Source organism: Citricoccus sp. SGAir0253, from assembly GCF_005877055.1.
GTDB lineage: Bacteria > Actinomycetota > Actinomycetes > Actinomycetales > Micrococcaceae > Citricoccus.
Genome location: NZ_CP039424.1, coordinates 775,430 through 791,322, shown reverse-complemented (window position 1 = coordinate 791,322; position 15,893 = coordinate 775,430). Strand labels below are relative to the sequence as shown.

The window sequence follows — 15,893 nt, the reverse complement described above, 5'->3', positions numbered from 1 at the left end:
GTGTCCCGGTCAGGGACGGGGCCCGGCCGCACCGGGCCCGGCGGGGATCACTTCCGGGCGTTGTTGCCGGTGGTCGAGAAGACCTGGACCACGGACGGACGCGGCACGGCGACCCTGTCCCCGACCTGCACCGGGCCGGAGGCCGGGAGGAAGTCCGGGAAGAAGGACTCCTGCGCGCCCCACTCGCCGTCCTCGCCCGGGTGCTGCACGTTGACGAACACCGAGTTGTCCCGGTCGTGGATGACCGGGCCGCAGGTCTCGGCGCCCACCGGCACGGAGAGGAACTGCTGCACGCGGCCGCGCTCGGCGCCCTCGAGGGTCACCTTGTGCAGGGCGTCGCCGTAGCCGATCTTGCCCGGGGCGCCGTCCGTGGAGATCCACAGGTTGCCCTCGGAGTCGAACGCCAGGTTGTCCGGGCAGGAGATCGGGGAGACCTTGTCCAGGGGGTAGCCGGAGAAGTACGCCGACTCGGACTTCGCGGGGTCACCGGCGAGCAGCAGGATGTTCCAGCCGAAGCGCTCGGCGGTGTGGTCGCCGCGGCGCTCGGTCATCTCGATGACGTGGCCGTCGCGGTTGCCCAGCTTGCCGTCCGTGTAGGCGACCGGGTTGGCCTCGTCCACGGTGGCGACCGTGCGCTTGTCGTTGTTCGTCAGGGCCATGTAGACCTTGCCGGTGACCGGGTTGGTCTCCACGTCCTCCGGGCGGTCCATCTTCGTGGCGCCGACCTTGTCCGCGGCCAGGCGCGTGTACACCAGGACCTGCTCCACGGTCATGCCCGGCACGAGCGAGCGGTTGCCCTTGACCAGCGGGATCCAGCGGCCGGTGCCGTCGAAGGCACCGTCCGAGGGCAGGTCGCCCGAGCCGTCGATCTCGGCGGCCGGGGAGTCGCCCGTGAACTGCGCGACGTACAGCGTGCCCTCGGACAGCAGGGTCATGTTGTGGGCCTTGTCGCCCTCGCGGTAGGCCTTGGCGGAGACGAACTTGTAGAGGTAGTCGTTCTTCTGGTCGTCGCCGGAGTAGACCACGGCGTGGCCGTCGCGCGAGAGCACGGCGGTGCCGGCCTCGTGCTTGAACCGGCCCAGGGCGGTGTGCTTGACCGGGGTGGAGGTGGGGTCCTCCGGGTCCATCTCGATGATCCAGCCGAAGCGGTTGGCCTCGTTGCGGTAGCCGGCGTTGTTGAGGTCGAACCGCGGGTGCACGGTCTCCCACTTGCGCTCGGTGGCCCCGGGGCCCAGGCCGTAGCGGGCCTCCTCGGCCGAGCCGGTGCCCACGAAGTACTGGTCGAAGTTCTCCTCGCCGGAGAGCACGGTGCCCCACGGGGTGGTGCCGCCGGCGCAGTTGTTCAGGGTGCCCAGCACGCGCTTGCCGGTCGGGTCCTCCACGGTCTTCAGCAGCTCGGCGCCGGCCGCGGGGCCGTCCACGGAGAAGGGCGTGAAGCCGGTGATGCGCCGGTTGCGGCGACCGCCGCGGACGTACTCCCACGGCTGGCCGCGGCCCGCGCGCTTGAGCTCCACCACGGACATGCCGTGCGCGGCGATGGCGGCGTTGACCACGTCCTCCGGGTGGGAGGCGCGGTACTCCGGGGAGAACATGATGTTCTCGTTGGTGTACTCGTGGTTGGAGACCAGGTAGCCGCGGCGGTCGTTGCGCCCGTCGGTGATGACGTCCAGGTAGTCGCAGTTGTAGCCGAACTGCTGCGCCTGGGTCTCGCCGGTCTGCTGCGTGATGTCGAACTCCGGGGAGTCGGCGAAGAGCGGGTCGCCCCAGCGGATGATGGCCTGCCAGTCGTAGCCGGCCGGCACCGTGACGTCGTCCACGGTCTTCGGCACGCCGTCCAGCGGCGTGAAGGCCAGCTTGCCGCCGCCGGTGGGGTGGCCGCCGGGGGCCGCGACGGCGGCCGGGGCGGTGGAGACGGCGTTGGCGCCCACCACGACGGCGGCGGCCAGTCCGCCGCCGAGGCCCAGGGCGGCGCGGCGGGAGATGGCGGTGGAGGCGATGTCCCGGAAGTGGGCGTTGCCCGAGGTGTTCGGGTCCGGGTGGGCGCACGCGTTGCCGCACTTGAGCGCGCACGTGACGGCGGAGCGGTTGCCACGGGTGTGGCCGAGCATGGGCAGGTGACGCTTGAGCATGGGATGGACCTCCAGGGCGGTGCAAGACGGTGTGAATGCCAACAGCCGACTCTGGCCCGCCCGTGGGACCGGAGGGGTTCGCCCGGGTGACCGGCGGGTTAACACTCCGTGAGCGTCAATTCGGTCACGCCCGCCGGACGCATTGCGTCACACGCGCGCGGCGGCGAGCACCGCGTGGGCGGCCCGCAGCCGCGACCGCCACCACCGCTGCCGTTCCTCGTCCGCCCGCAGCGCCCCGAGCGCCGCGGCGTCCGGGGCCGGGCGGTCCCCGGGCCCGGCCGCGGGACGCAGCCGGCCGGCGTCGGGAACCCACGGCGGGTCCACGGCGTCCCGGGTGAACAGCGCCACGGTGCCCAGGCCGCACGCGTGCGGCAGCCGCGGCAGGGCCGCGGCGAGCGCCACCCCGGCGGCGATCCCCACGGAGGTGTCCAGCGCGGAGGAGACGACGGCGTCCAGGCCGGCGGCCTCGACGATCCCCAGGGCGCGGCGCACCCCGCCGAGGGGCTGGACCTTGACGACCACGAGGTCGGCGGCCCCGGCGCGGGCGACGGCCACGGGGTCGGTCTCGCGGCGCACCGACTCGTCCGCGGCCAGCGGCACGGCCGGGCCCGCCCGGTGCAGGGCCTCGCGCAGCCGCGCCATCCCCTCGATGCCGGCCACGGGCTGCTCGGCGTACTCGAGCCCGTAGGCGGACAGCCGGCCGAGCGCGGCCAGCGCCGTCCCGTGGTCCCAGGCCGCGTTGGCGTCCACCCGCAGCGCCACGTCCGGGGCGAGCCGGCGTACCTCCGCCACCCGGGCGACGTCCTCCTCCAGCCCCTGGCCGGGCTCGGCGACCTTGACCTTGACGGCGGCCACGGGGCCGAAGGCCTCCAGGACGCGGCCCACCCCGGCCGCCGGGACGGCGGGGACGGTCGCGTTGACGGGCACCTCGCCGCGCACGGGCGCGGGCCAGCCGTGCCAGCCGGCCTCGACGGCGGCGGCGAGCCAGCGGGCGGCCTCGTCCGCTCCGTACTCGGGGAACGGGGAGAACTCGGCCCACCCGGCCGGTCCCCGCAGCAGCATGGCCTCGCGCACGGTGGTGCCCCGGAACCGGGTGCGCATCGGCAGGGCCACCACCACGGCGTGCTCGAGGAGCTCCTCGGGCCCGGGCAGGGACAGTCCGTCGAGCAGGGGCGGGATCATGTCCCCCAGCGTAGTCAGCGCGCCTGGTGGTACCCGAACTTCCGGGCCACGGCCACGGCGCGGGCGTGGTCCCCCAGCACCGCCTCGAGGGCACCGACCACGGAGGCGGTGGTCTCGGGGCGCAGGGACCAGTCCTCGTCGAACGGGTCGTCCCAGCGCGCCCACGCGCTGCCGGTGGCGGCCAGGGCCAGGGCCATCTGCTCGAGGGAGTCGAAGGTCGGCTCCGGGTCGGCGAGCCGGTCCTCCCAGCCGTCGTCCCCGGGGGCGGTGAGGACGCGGCCCGTGGTGGCGTCCAGGATGAACGGGTCCGCACCCTGCTTGGCCACCACCGTCCACTCCTCGTCCCAGTCCACCAGCTGGGCCGCGGTGCGCCGGTTCCAGCGGTAGCCGGCCTGTTCGTCCCACAACCGCTCGAGCGGGAAGAACAGGAAGGGCAGTCCCGCGGTATCGATCTCGATCCACTCGGGCCCCACCTCGCGGTAGAAGCGGGCCAGCTGGGGGGCCAGGGGCGTGTCCCCGGCCCACTCGATCGGCTCCTGCCGGCTGACGGGGCCGAAGACGGCGAGTGCCTGGCGTGCTGCGGCGTGCTCGGGAGTGGTCCCCGCGGTGTTGGCCATGAGGCCACCGTAGGCCCTGCCGGCCGACGACGGCATGACGATCCGGCGAAGGCTCGGTGACCGGCAGGTGACGTGGCGGGACCTCCCAGCCGGGCGCGGGACAATGGCCTCCATGTCCTCCGCCGTCCGCCCCGGCCCCCGGTCACCCGCCCGCTCCCCCGCCCGGCACCCGGCGGCCTGGCTGCTGGCGATGGCCGGCAGCGCGGCCCTGCTGCTGGGGCTCTTCCGCGTCTTCGTCACCACCTCCACCGGGCAGCTGACCGAGTACCTGGCCCTGGAGTCGGCCACGCACCGGCTGGAGGGGATGCGCGGACCCGTGCTGGCCGTGCTGGACCGGCTGCCGGAGATCGTGGGCGTGCTGGGAGCGGTCGCGTTCCTCGCCCTCGCCGTGTGGCGGCGGCGGTGGCTCGCCTCGGCGGTGGCGGCGGCCGGGTTCGCGGCCGCCAACCTCACCACGCAGCTGCTGAAGTCCGTGGTGCTCGTGCGCCCGGACCTGGACAACGGGGTGCCGTACTACACGGGCAACTCCATGCCGTCCGGGCACACCACGTTCGCGGCCGCGGCCGCCGTGGCCGTGTTCCTCCTGGTGGCCCCGCGCTGGCGCCCGCTCACCGCGGCGCTCGGGGCGGTGTTCGCCACCGCGGTGGGCGCCGGCACGTTCGTGGAGGCGTGGCACCGGCCGGCGGACATGGCCGCGGCCTACCTCGTAGCGGCCTTCTGGGGGTTCGCGGCCGGGTTCGTGGTGCTGCGCACCGGGGCGGACTGGAACACGCGTGGCCGGGCCACCGCGCGGCACCCGCACCCGGGGGGCCACCCCGGCTGGGAGGTGGCCCTGTGGACCGGCGGGACGGCGGCGCTGCTCGGCGCCGGCGCGGCGTTCGCCGCCGCCGGCGGGGCGGCCGGGCCCTCCGCCGACCCGGCCGCGGCCTCCGGGGGGCACTTCGTGGCGGGGCTGCTGTTCACGGTCGGCCCGGGGCTGCTCGTCTTCGCCGTCCTGGCCGGGTTCTTCCGCTGGCAGTCCGGCCGGCGCTCGTGACTCCCACCGTTGGGTGGCGGTGGCCTCTCGGTGCCTGACGGCGGTCGGGGTTCAGGTGTCGTCCAGGACGAGGGTGCTGCGGGCGGCGGCGCGGACCACGTCGTCGGTGAGCGGTTTCGGGTATGCCCCGGACAGGTCGATGCCGCGCTCGGCCAGGTGCTGGGCGGCGCGCTGCAGGACGTGGGTGTCCAGGGTGGTCGGCTCGGACATGACGGCTCCTGGAGGCCGACGGGCGGGCCAGCGGGCGGATCAGCAGCAGGTGGACGTCCGGACCGGCAACAGCACCGGCAGCCCGGACACGGGGGTGGACGGGACCTCGACGGCGTCGGCGGCGGGGGCGCAGCAGCCCTGGTCGGCGGTGTTGGCGGCGGGGGCGCAGCAGCCCTGGTCGGCGGTGTTGGCGGCGGGGGTCGGGGCGTCACAGGACCCGCCGAGGTCGGTGGAGCACACCCCGGTCTCGGGCAGGTGCAGCTCGACGTGGTCGGCGGCGGCCCGGTCCCCGGCCAGGGCGGCGGCGATGGAGCGGACCTGTTCGTACCCGGTGGCCATCAGGAAGGTCGGGGCCCGCCCGTAGCTCTTCATCCCGGTGATGTAGAAGCCCGGTTCGGGGTGGGCCAGCATCCGCTCCCCGTGCGGGGCCACGGAGCCGCAGGAGTGGAACTCCGGGTCGATCAGCGGGCCCAGCTGCCGGGGGGCGTCCACGGCCGGGTCCAGGTCCAGGCGCAGCTCGGCGAGCATGCCCAGCTCGGGGCGGAAGCCGGTGGCCGGCACCAGCACGTCCACGGCCAGCTCCCGGTCCCCGGCGGGAGTGGACGCGTGCACCGTGAGGCCCTGGCCCGTCTCGGTGAAGGCGGTGATGGTGAAGGAGGGGTGGACCTGAATGGCACCGGACTCGACCAGCCGGCGCAGCCGGGTGCCCAGGGCGCCGCGGGCGGCCAGCTCGTCGCGGTCCTCCCCGCCATAGACGCGGGTGACGTCGGCCGACCGGACCGCCCAGGAGATCCGGGTGTCCGGGGCGTCCTCGGCCAGGGTGCCGAGCTCGAGCAGGGTGTTGGCCGCGGAGTGGCCCGATCCGACGACCAGCACGTGTCGGCCGGCGAACCGGGCCCGGTCGGCGCCGAGGACGTCCGGAAGCGCGGTGGTGATCCGCCCTGCCGCGCGGGCAGCGGTTTCCCCGGGGGCCTCCAGCCCGGCCCGGCCGAGCGGATTCGGGGTGGTCCAGGTGCCGGAGGCATCGATCACTGCGCGGGCGTGGAGGTCTTCCACGGTGCCGTCAGCATGCTGGACCCGGACCAGGAACGCGGTGTGCTCCCGGCCGGCGGTGCGGGTCTTGTCCATCCCGGCCCGTGACACGGCGATCACCCGGGTGTTGGTGCGGATCCGGGACGCCAGGGGCTCGGTGGCGGCCAGCGGCTGAAGGTACTGCTCCACGAGCTCGGTGCCGGTGGGCAGGGCCTCCGGGTCCGGGGCGACCCAACCGGTGGGCTCCAGCAGCCGGGCCGCGGCGGCGTCGACGTCGTACCGCCAGGGCGAGAACAGCCGGGTGTGGCCCCAGGCCCGGATCGCCGCCCCGACCGCGGGGCCGGCCTCCAGCACCAGGGGGTCCAGGCCGCGCTCGGCCAGGTGGGCGGCCGCGGCCAGGCCCACCGGCCCGGCCCCGATGACCACGACCGGCAGGCCGGTGGTCTCCGTGTTGCGGTCCGTGGTGGTCAGGGTGGGGGTGGTGTCAGCCATGGGTGGGCTCCTCGAGGAGGGCGGTGGCGATGGACTCGGCGTCGTCCAGGGCGGCCACGTAGCGTTCGGCGTCCAGCGCGGCGGCACAGCCGCTGCCGGCGGCGGTGATGGCCTGGCGGTAGCGGTGGTCCACGACGTCCCCGCAGGCGAAGACCCCTGGCAGGTTGGTGTGGGTGGTGCGGGCCTCCACCATGATGTATCCCTCGGCGTCCAGCTCCAGCTGGTCGGCGACCAGCTCGGTGCGGGGCAGGTGGCCGATGGCCACGAACACCCCCGTGGCGGGCAGTTCGCGGGTGTCCCCGGTGATGGTGTCGGCCAGGGTGACCCCGGTGACCTTGTCCTCACCGTGGATGGCGGTCACCTCGCTGTTGTAGGCGAAGGTGATCTTCCCGTTGTCCTTCGCCCGGGCGGCCATGATCCTCGAGGCCCGCAGGGCATCGCGGCGCACCACCACGGTGACGGTGCGGGCGAAGCGGGTCAGGAACAGGGCCTCCTCCATGGCCGAGTCCCCGCCGCCGACCACGATGATGTCCTGGTCACGGAAGAAGAACCCGTCGCAGGTGGCGCACCAGGACACCCCGTGCCCACTGAGGCGCTTCTCCTCGGGCAGGCCGAGCTCCTTGTAGGCGGAGCCGGTGGCCACGATGACCGCCGGGGCCCGGTAGCTCTTCCCGGCCAGGGTGGTGACCTCCTTGAGGCGCCCGGCGAGCTGCACGGTGGCGGCGTCGTCGTACTCGACGGCCGCCCCGAACCGGGTGGCCTGCTCGGCCAGCCCGGCCATCAGCTCCGGGCCCTGGATGCCACCCGGGAAACCGGGGAAGTTCTCCACCTCGGTGGTGTTCATCAGCGCCCCGCCGTGGGTGACGGAGCCGGCGATCACCCGGGGGGTGAGCCCGGCACGGGCGGCGTAGATCGCGGCGGTGTAGCCGGCCGGGCCCGAGCCGATGATGATGACCTGGTCCGTGGCCCCAGTGCTGGTGGTGTTCTCGGTCGTGGTGTCCATGGGGCGCCCCGCCGTCAGTTCGCGGGAGTGACGGTCGGGAGCAGCTCGGTGATGAGCTGCTCGATGCGGGTCTTGATCTCGTCCCGGATGGGCCGGACGCCCTCGATGCCCTGGCCGGCGGGGTCCTCGAGCTTCCAGTCCTCGTAGCGCTTGCCCGGGAAGAACGGGCAGGCGTCCCCGCAGCCCATGGTGATGACCACGTCGGAGTCCTGCACGGCCTCGTCGGTGAGGACCTTGGGCTGGTTGGCGCTGATGTCGATGCCCTCCTCGGCCATCGCCTGCACCGCGGCCGGGTTGACGGTGTCGGCCGGGGCGGACCCGGCGGAGCGGACCTCGATGCGGTCCCCGGCCAGGTGCGCCAGGTAGGCGGCGGCCATCTGGGAGCGGCCGGCGTTGTGCACGCACACGAACAGCACCGAGGGCTTGGCGGTCTGGGTGGCGGTGGTGTCCGGGGTGGTTTCTGCGGTCATCGGTTCATCTCTTCTCGGTCGGGCGTGTCTGCGGAGTTCGGGAATCGGTGGGGGTGTCGGTGCTCATGGGGATCCGTTCTCTGGCAGCAGGGAGGGAGCTCAGTGGATCAGCGGGTGAGGGTAGCGGTCTCGGGCTGGGCGGGGACGGTGGGGTCGTTCGGGAAGAGCCTGCGTCCGGCCCACAGCGAGACGTAGACGAGTACCACCAGGACCGGCACCTCGATCAACGGGCCCACGACGCCGGCCAGCGCCTGGCCGGAGGTGACCCCGAAGGTGCCGATGGCCACGGCGATGGCCAGCTCGAAGTTGTTGCCGGCCGCGGTGAAGGCCACGGTGGTGGACTTGGCGTAGTCCAGCCCCACCGCCTTGGAGGCGACCAGGGCGATGCCGAACATCAGCACGAAGTAGGCCAGCAGCGGCAGCGCGATCCGGGCCACGTCCCAGGGGTTGGTGGTGATGGCCTCGCCCTGCAGGGCGAACAGCAGCACGATGGTGAACAGCAGCCCGTACAGGGCCCAGGGCCCGACCCGGGGTAGGAACCTCTCCTCGTACCACTGGCGTCCCTTGGTCTTCTCGCCCAGGGTGCGGGTGAGGAACCCGGCCAGCAGCGGGATGCCGAGGAACACCAGGACGCTGAGCACGATCGCCCACACCGAGAAGTCTGCGGACGTGGTGGGCAGGCCCAGCCAGGACGGCAGCACCTGGAGGTAGAACCAGCCCAGCGCGCCGAAGGCGATGACCTGGAAGACGGAGTTGACGGCCACCAGCACGGCGGCCGCCTCGCGGTCGCCGCAGGCCAGGTCGTTCCAGATGAGGACCATGGCGATGCACCGGGCCAGCCCCACGATGACCAGGCCGGTGCGGTACTCCGGCAGGTCGGGCAGGAACATCCAGGCCAGCGCGAACATGAGCGCGGGGCCCACGAGCCAGTTCAGCACGAGCGAGGTGGCCATCAGCCGCCTGTCCCCGGCCACGCGGTGGGTTTCGTCGTAGCGGACCTTGGCCAGCACCGGATACATCATCACCAGCAGGCCGATCGCGATCGGCAGGGAGACCTCCCCGATCTTCACCGCCTCCAGGGCGGTGTCGAGTCCGGGGATGAGCCGGCCCAGGGCCAGGCCGGCGACCATGGCCAGCCCGATCCAGGCCGGCAGCCAGCGGTCCAGGAAGGACATCTCCTTCATCACGCCATGCTGGGCGGCCGGGGGTGCGGTGGTGGGTGCGCTCATGAAAGCCCATCTCTCGTATTGACCGGTATCGATACGGACGATACCGGGACATATCGGCGTTCGTCAATGTAAGATGGGGTGATGGTCGCGACTACCGCTCTTCCCGCCCCCGAGGCCGCCGACGCGCCGGGTCCAGTGGCGTGCTGCTCCCTCTCGGAGGGGCCGATCGATGCCGAGCAGGCCCAGCACGCGGCCGGGATGCTCAAGGCCCTGGCCGACCCGATGCGGCTGCGCCTGCTCTCGCACGTGGCGGCGCAGGGGTGCGAGGCCGTGTGCTCCTGTGATCTCACGGAGGAGTTGGGCATCAGCCAGCCCACCGTGAGCCACCACATGAAGAGGCTCGTCGAAGCCGGGCTGCTCACCCGGGAGCAACGCGGGAAGTGGGCCCACTACACCGTGGTCCCCGAGGCGTTCGCGGAGCTGCGCCGAATGCTGGAGTTGGGCTGAACCCGCCCGCCCCGCCGGCCGGCCTGCCGGCAGCGTCCGTGACGGCCGGTGCGGTCGACGTCCTGGTGATCGGCGGCGGGCAGGCCGGACTGGCCGCCGGCTTCTACCTGCACCGGATAGCCCGGGACGCCGCCCGGGGCCGCGGCGGACCAGCGCCCAGCTACGCGATCCTGGACGCCCACGAGAGCCCCGGTGGGGCCTGGCAGTACTACTGGGACACCCTGGAGTTGTTCTCCCCGGCCGCCTACAGCTCGCTGCCCGGCTACCAGATGCCACCCTGGACCGGGGCGGGCAACCCCTCGGCCGCCCATGTGGTGGCCTACCTGCGCACCTACGAGCAACGGTACGGCCTGCCGGTGCACCGGCCCGTCACCGTCCACGCCGTCCAGGACCACCCCGACGGCGGCTACCTCACCCACACCGACCGGGGCACCTGGGAAAGCACGGTCGTCATCAACGCCACCGGGTCCTGGCGCCGGCCCTTCGTCCCGAGGATGACCGGAGCGCAGGAGTTCACCGGATCCCAGCTGCACACCACCGGCTACCGCGGCCGGGCGGCGTTCACCGGGCAGCGGATCGTGGTGGTCGGGGGCGGCAACTCCGGGGCGCAGGTCGCCGCCGACCTGCTCCCGGCCGCCGCCCAGCTGACCTGGGTGACCCGCCGACCCCCGCGCTACCTGCCCGACGACGTCGACGGCCGGGCCCTGTTCGCCCTGGCCACCAGCCATGTCCGGGCCGTGCGCCGGGGCGAGCCCAGTCCCGGCGGGGTCGGTTCCCTCGGGGACATCGTCGCCGTGCCGCCGGTGCGCGAGGCCAGGGACGCCGGCCACCTGCAGGCCCAGCCGATGTTCTCGACGTTCACCCCCACCGGCATCCGCTGGGACGACGGCCGCACCGTGGAGGTCGACGTGGTGCTCTGGTGCACCGGCTTCCGCCCTGCCCTGGGCCACCTGCGGCCCCTGGGCCTGGCCATGGACGACACCACCCCGGCCACGGACCGCGAGCTGCCCACCCGGGCGCGGGGCCGGGGCGGGCTGTTCTTCCTCGGCCACGGGGACTGGGCCAGCCCGGCCTCGGCCACCCTGGTCGGGGTCGGCGCCCCGGCCCGGACCACCGTCGCCGCCGCGATCGAACACCTCACCAGGACATCCCAGGTCCGAGCACCGTCCGGGCGCCCCGGCTAACCGCCCGGGAACACCGCCCAGGAGGACGCCGGGAAAAGTGGCGCGGCCTCCTTGACCTTGACGTGGGCTCCAAGGTTCACCGTCTGTGCATGACACCACAGACGGCGGTTCGGGACGGGATGCGGATCGGCGAACTCGGGGCGGCCACCGGACTGGGCACCGAGACGATCCGGTACTACGAGCGGGCCGACCTCCTGCCCCCGCCCTCATGCACCCCGGGCGGCTACCGCGCCTACGGCCCCGAGGCGGTGGACCGGCTGCGCTTCATCCGCGGCTGCCAGCGCCTGGGCCTGCGCCTGGAGGACATCGGGGCCACCGGTATTCGGCCCGGTCACCCGGAGCGGGCCGCGCTGCCCGGCCCCCCGGGCAGCGCGCGGGCGAAGACGACGGCCCCGAGGCCCGCGACCCCGGCGACCACCCAGATCGCCGTGGCCAGTCCCGCCAGCGCCGTGACGGCCGAGAGCAGGGCCGGACCGGCCAGGATGCCGGCATCCGACTGCAGGCGCCACAGGGCCAGGAACTGGGGCCGGGCGCGCGGCGGGGAGTAGTCGGCGCCGAGCGTCATGACGATCCCCGAGCCGAAGCCGTTGCCCAGCCCCACCGCGAGCGCCGCCGCGGTGAACCACCCCAGCTCACCGGACAGCGGGACCAGGGCCAGCCCGAGCCCGAGCCCGGCCAGGCAGGACACCGCCACGACGCGGCGGCCCCGGCGGTCCATGAGCAGCCCGGAGGGATAGGACATCAGCAGGTCCGCCAGCCCGGTGAGCCCGTAGACGGCGGAGGCCGCGGCGGGCGAGAGTCCGAGCTGCGTGGCCCACAGCGGGATCACGGCCGAGCGGGTGGCGCGGGCGGCGGACAGGCACACCACCGCGACGCCCACGGTGGCCAGCACGCGGCGGTGCTCCCGGGCCAGGGAGCGCAGGGTGGGCAGGGCCGGCGTCGCGTCCGGTGCGGGGCCCGGCGGGGTGCCGGCCGCAGGGCCCGGCACCGGCAGCTCCCGGATGGCGAGGCTGCCCCCGGCGGCCAGGGCCATCGCGAGGGTACCGGCCGCGAAGGCGCCCGGCAGCCCGGAGAGGGACTGCAGTCCCGCCCCCAGGAAGGGCCCGGCGAACAGGCCCAGGCGGATGGTGCCGCCCAGGGTGGACATGGCGCGGGCCCGGTGGCTGGCCGGGACCGCGACCGCCAGGTACGACTGCCGGGCCAGGTTGAACCCGGCCCCGGCCATCCCCACGACGAACAGGCCCAGGAAGAACACCGCGAGCCCCGCCGCCGGCGGCACGGACAGCCAGCCGGCGACGGCGGCCCACGCCAGCAGCGCGCCCAGCGCGCCCGTCCACGCGGAGGCGATGATGGTGCGCCGCTCCCCCGCCCGGGCGGCCAGGTGCGCGGCGGGGGCGTTGGCGACGAGCGAGCCGACGCCCACGAGGGTCACCGACGCCGCCGCCACGGCCACCGAGGCGCCGAAGGCGGTCGCGGCGGGGGCCATGGCCGGGGTGATCGCCCCGACGCCCACCGAGTAGACGGCCGAGGGGGCGTAGACCTGCAGGGCCGCGGCCAGCGGGCGGCCGGCCGTCATGACAGCCGGCTGGCCAGGTGGCGGGACTGCTCCGGACCGTAGGGGGCGGCCCGCCCGTCCACCGCGAGCGCCATGGCCTCGCGCTGGGACCGCACGTGGTCCGCGCCCACCACGGCGCCGTGGCCGGGGACGACGACCGGATACCGCCGCGTCAGCGCGAGGATCTCCTCGAGGGCCGCCACCCAGTCCCGGGGGAAGGCGTCCTCGAACGCCGGGTCCGCCCCCTCCTCGACGAGGTCGCCGGCGAACAGCACGCCCTCGGCGCCGACCATGAGGTCCCCGTCCGTGTGGCCCCGGCCCACGGGCAGCAGGGTCGCGGTGACGCCGCCGAGGTCCAGGGCGTGGGGCGCCTGCGCCACCGTGCGGGTGGGCGGGAGGATCGCCGCGTGGGCACCCCGCCGCGCGGCGAAGTCCGGCTCGGGCCCGGCCACCGCGCCGCGCTGGTCCTCCCCGTGCTCGCGCAGCGCGGCCGCGGCGCGCTCGTGCCCCCAGATCTCGACGACGCCGGCGGTACCCGGGTCCGCCAGGTAAGCGTTGCCGAACACGTGGTCGAAATGCGCGTGCGTGTTGACGGCCACGAGGGGCAGCGCGGTCAGCTCCCGCACGCCGGCCAGGAGCCTGGCCGCCTGCCGCGGGCCGGCGCCGGTGTCCACGAGCAGGGCGGCCCGGCGGCCGACGACGAGCCCCATGTTGGCCTGCCAGCCCGGAAGCGCCAGGGTGTGGACGTGCTCCGTGAGCCGGGTCCACCCCTCCTGTGCCATCCGGCCAGACTACCGCCGGGGCCCTCCCGGCGGGCGGGGGCCATGGCCTCGGCAGACCCCGGCCGGTGGGCCACCGGCCGGGGTCGCGGTCCTACTCGAACGACTCGGCGTTGGCGTAGCCCTTGCCGTTGTACCGCTGCACCACCACGGTGGAGACGGCCGGCTGGCCGTCGGTCGTGGTGTCCACCGCGGTGCCCTCGAGCATGAGCGGGGCCTGGAAGTCCTGGATGCCGCGCAGCGCCTGCATGAAGTTCTCCCGGGTCGGCTCCGTCGTCTCCTTGAAGGCCTCCTCGAGGGTCGCGCCGATCATGTAGCTCCACATGCAGTGCGGGAAGTCCGGGGTGGTCGTGTAGTCGGTCGCGTACTGCTCGAGGTCGGAGAGGAACGTCGTGACGTCCTCGTCCTCGGCGAAGGCCGGGGACTGGGGCGCCTTGGCGAAGGACACCGAGTAGAACCCGTCCTCCTCGTCGGCCCCGGCCGGGTCCAGGATGGCCACGGGGCTGGAGGTGTTGGAGGGCAGGAACCAGCTCGGGTGCCAGTCCAGCTCCCGCGTCTTCTCGATCGCGGAGATCACGAGGGGGGTGATCGACATGGCGTTGAAGAACACGTCCGCGTCCGTCCCGGCCAGCTCGGTCAGCTGGGCGTCCACGGAGGTGTCCGTGGCCTCGTAGGTGAGCTCCTTGACGATCTCGATGTTGCCGGCGCCCTCGACCGCCTGCTTGAAGCCGTCCACGTAGCCCTCGCCGTAGTCGTCGTTCTGGGACAGGATCGCCACGGTCAGGTCCTCGCCGGACTCGGCCAGCAGCTTGCCGAAGGCCTCGCCCTCGTTGAGGTAGGTCGGCACGAACCCGAGCTGCCACGGGCTCTCCTGCTGGTCGCTGAAGATCGGGTCGCCGGTCTGGATGAGCACCTGCGGCACCTCGTTGTCGATGGCCGCCTCTCGGTAGGCGCGGTTGGTGGGCGTGCCCAGGCCGGAGGTGAAGGCGAAGACCTTGCCCTGGTTCTGCTGGAAGTTGGACAGTGCCTTCTGCGGGTCGTAGGTGTCGTCGAACGCCTGGATCCGCACCTCGCGGGTCTTCCCGTCCCCGAACTCCACGCCGCCGTCGGCGTTCGCGGCCCCGAAGTACGCCGCGAGCCCGGCCACCGTGCACGTGCCGGGGCCGGCGGTGGCGCCGCTGAGCGGGGTGGTGACGCCGAGGGTGACGGCCTCGTCCGTGATGCCGGGGCTGGCCGCGGTGCCGCCGTCCTCGCCGCCACCGCCGCCCCCGCCGTCGGAACGTCCGCAGCCGGACAGGACGAGGGCGGCGGCCGCGCCCACGGCGGCGACACGCAGGACCGTGCTCTGGATGGTCATGGGGTCTCTTCCTTCTCTGTCGTCCCGGGCCTCTCGGGCTGGTCGGGCTGGTGGGGGCTGTCCGGACCGTCGGGGCGGTGGGAACCGTCGGGGCGGTCGGAGGTGTCGGGGCCGGAGGAACCGGCCTCCCGTGCGGGGGCGCCCGGGGAGCGGCGACGGGTGAGGCGGCGCGCCACGCGCGGCAGGCTGGCGAGCCCGCCGGGCAGGACGAAGAGCACGGCCAGCAGGACGATGCCCTGGATGAGCGCGGTCAGGGTGGGCGCCACGTCGTTGATGACGTTCGGCACGAGGACGTAGTAGACCCCGCCGAGCAGGGAGCCGATGATGCTGCCGGCGCCGCCGACGACCATCGAGGCGAGCAGGCTGATGGAGTGGTGGAAGGCCAGGGTCTCCGGGGAGGTGTACTGCACGACCACCATGTAGAGGAACCCGCTGACCCCGCCGACCATGGCGGCGATGGTGAACGCCAGGACCTTGTACCGGTAGGGCGAGATGCCCATCGCCCCGGCCACGGCCTCGTTCTCCTTGACGATCCGGAACGCCCGCCCGTACTTGCCGCGCACCAGGTTGTGCACCATGAGGAAGACGGCCCCGCCGATGAGCAGCACGAGGTAGTACTGCCACTGGTCGTCGGCCAGCCCGGACCAGTCCGGGGCGGCGGAGAAGCGGGCCGAGGTGCCCTGGGAGCCGCCGGTGAACTCGCCCAGGCGCTTGGCCAGCGGCACGCCCAGGATGGGCAGGGCGATGGTCACCATGGCGATCGCCAGCCCGCCGAGCCGCGCGGCGGCCAGGGCCACGAGCACGCCCGCCACGGCGCACGCCAGCACGGCCGCGGCGAACACCAGCACGATGTTCCAGTCCTGGTTGACCCCGTACGCCGTGACGTACGCCCCGAGGCCGAGGAAGAAGATCTGGCCGAGGGAGACCTGCCCGGTGTACCCCATGATGACGTTGAGCCCGAGCACGGCGACGGCGTAGACGCCGATGCGGGCGAGGGTCTGGTTCACCGGGATGGGCAGCAGCAGCGGGGCGACGACGAGCGCCAGGACGGCGAGGATCCCCAGCGCGAGCCGGACCCGGCGGTCCTGCAGCGGTCCCGCCCTCCGGGCAGGGCGGCGCGGGGCGGCGGCGGGGGTGGTGGCCTGGTCCACGGGCGCTCCCGGTCCTCTCG

15 protein-coding genes and 1 pseudogene are annotated in these 15,893 nt (G+C 74.0%); 4 read left to right on the top strand and 12 right to left on the bottom strand.

Annotation, left to right across the window (positions count from 1 at the left end; translation table 11 throughout):
* Positions 1–47: 47 nt before the first annotated feature.
* From E7744_RS03570 to E7744_RS03560, 3 genes are all read right to left on the bottom strand, one after another.
* Positions 48–2,129 carry a PhoX family phosphatase gene (locus tag E7744_RS03570; RefSeq protein ID WP_137772942.1) on the bottom strand — a complete coding sequence of 694 codons (2,082 nt, stop codon included), beginning with the start codon at positions 2,127–2,129 and terminating at the stop codon, positions 48–50.
* Positions 2,130–2,276: 147 nt separating this feature from the next.
* Positions 2,277–3,311: an o-succinylbenzoate synthase gene (locus tag E7744_RS03565; RefSeq protein ID WP_137772941.1), complete on the bottom strand. Its 1,035-nt coding sequence runs from the start codon at positions 3,309–3,311 to the stop codon at positions 2,277–2,279.
* A gap of 14 nt (positions 3,312–3,325) precedes the next feature.
* On the bottom strand, positions 3,326–3,928 hold the full coding sequence (locus tag E7744_RS03560) for a hypothetical protein (protein ID WP_137772940.1): 603 nt from the start codon (positions 3,926–3,928) through the stop codon (positions 3,326–3,328).
* Between the two features lie 112 nt (positions 3,929–4,040).
* Between E7744_RS03560 and E7744_RS03555 the strand changes: the two genes are divergently transcribed.
* Positions 4,041–4,964, top strand: a complete 924-nt coding sequence (locus tag E7744_RS03555) for a phosphatase PAP2 family protein (protein WP_137772939.1) — start codon at positions 4,041–4,043, stop codon at positions 4,962–4,964.
* A 51-nt stretch (positions 4,965–5,015) separates the two neighbouring features.
* On the opposite strand, the gene E7744_RS15930 is transcribed toward E7744_RS03555, so the two are convergent.
* The 5 genes from E7744_RS15930 to arsB form a co-directional block, all read right to left on the bottom strand.
* A complete protein-coding gene (locus E7744_RS15930; protein WP_210417151.1) occupies positions 5,016–5,174 on the bottom strand; it encodes a hypothetical protein in 159 nt (52 codons plus the stop codon).
* Between the two features lie 39 nt (positions 5,175–5,213).
* Positions 5,214–6,698: an FAD-dependent oxidoreductase gene (locus E7744_RS03545; RefSeq protein ID WP_137772938.1), complete on the bottom strand. Its 1,485-nt coding sequence runs from the start codon at positions 6,696–6,698 to the stop codon at positions 5,214–5,216.
* On the bottom strand, positions 6,691–7,701 hold the full coding sequence (trxB, locus tag E7744_RS03540; protein ID WP_137772937.1) for a thioredoxin-disulfide reductase: 1,011 nt from the start codon (positions 7,699–7,701) through the stop codon (positions 6,691–6,693). Before trxB ends, E7744_RS03545 begins: the two co-directional genes overlap by 8 nt.
* 14 nt (positions 7,702–7,715) lie before the next feature.
* Positions 7,716–8,171 carry an arsenate reductase ArsC gene (locus E7744_RS03535; RefSeq protein ID WP_137772936.1) on the bottom strand — a complete coding sequence of 152 codons (456 nt, stop codon included), beginning with the start codon at positions 8,169–8,171 and terminating at the stop codon, positions 7,716–7,718.
* Positions 8,172–8,278: 107 nt separating this feature from the next.
* Complete coding sequence (gene arsB / locus E7744_RS03530) at positions 8,279–9,400, bottom strand: ACR3 family arsenite efflux transporter (protein ID WP_137772935.1); 1,122 nt, start codon at positions 9,398–9,400, stop codon at positions 8,279–8,281.
* Positions 9,401–9,481: 81 nt separating this feature from the next.
* On the opposite strand from arsB, the gene E7744_RS03525 reads away from it, so the two are divergent.
* The 3 genes and pseudogenes from E7744_RS03525 to E7744_RS03515 form a co-directional block, all read left to right on the top strand.
* The gene (locus E7744_RS03525) at positions 9,482–9,847 is read left to right on the top strand and encodes a helix-turn-helix transcriptional regulator (protein WP_137772934.1); all 366 of its coding nucleotides are present in this window, start codon (positions 9,482–9,484) and stop codon (positions 9,845–9,847) included.
* Between the two features lie 38 nt (positions 9,848–9,885).
* Positions 9,886–11,031: an ArsO family NAD(P)H-dependent flavin-containing monooxygenase gene (locus E7744_RS03520; RefSeq protein WP_137772933.1), complete on the top strand. Its 1,146-nt coding sequence runs from the start codon at positions 9,886–9,888 to the stop codon at positions 11,029–11,031.
* An 89-nt stretch (positions 11,032–11,120) separates the two neighbouring features.
* Positions 11,121–11,327 (top strand): annotated as a pseudogene (locus tag E7744_RS03515) (MerR family transcriptional regulator); the annotation flags it as partial.
* A 35-nt stretch (positions 11,328–11,362) separates the two neighbouring features.
* Here E7744_RS03515 and E7744_RS03510 read toward each other — a convergent pair.
* The 4 genes from E7744_RS03510 to E7744_RS03495 form a co-directional block, all read right to left on the bottom strand.
* Positions 11,363–12,607 carry an MFS transporter gene (locus E7744_RS03510; RefSeq protein WP_137772932.1) on the bottom strand — a complete coding sequence of 415 codons (1,245 nt, stop codon included), beginning with the start codon at positions 12,605–12,607 and terminating at the stop codon, positions 11,363–11,365.
* Positions 12,604–13,368 (bottom strand): MBL fold metallo-hydrolase, encoded by a 765-nt coding sequence (locus tag E7744_RS03505; RefSeq protein WP_137772931.1) that lies wholly within the window; start codon positions 13,366–13,368, stop codon positions 12,604–12,606. The genes E7744_RS03510 and E7744_RS03505 overlap by 4 nt, the downstream gene beginning before the upstream one ends.
* Positions 13,369–13,459: 91 nt before the next feature.
* A complete protein-coding gene (locus E7744_RS03500) occupies positions 13,460–14,722 on the bottom strand; it encodes an ABC transporter substrate-binding protein (protein ID WP_137772930.1) in 1,263 nt (420 codons plus the stop codon).
* The gene (locus E7744_RS03495) at positions 14,719–15,873 is read right to left on the bottom strand and encodes a branched-chain amino acid ABC transporter permease (RefSeq protein ID WP_246858532.1); all 1,155 of its coding nucleotides are present in this window, start codon (positions 15,871–15,873) and stop codon (positions 14,719–14,721) included. Before E7744_RS03495 ends, E7744_RS03500 begins: the two co-directional genes overlap by 4 nt.
* Positions 15,874–15,893: the final 20 nt, after the last annotated feature.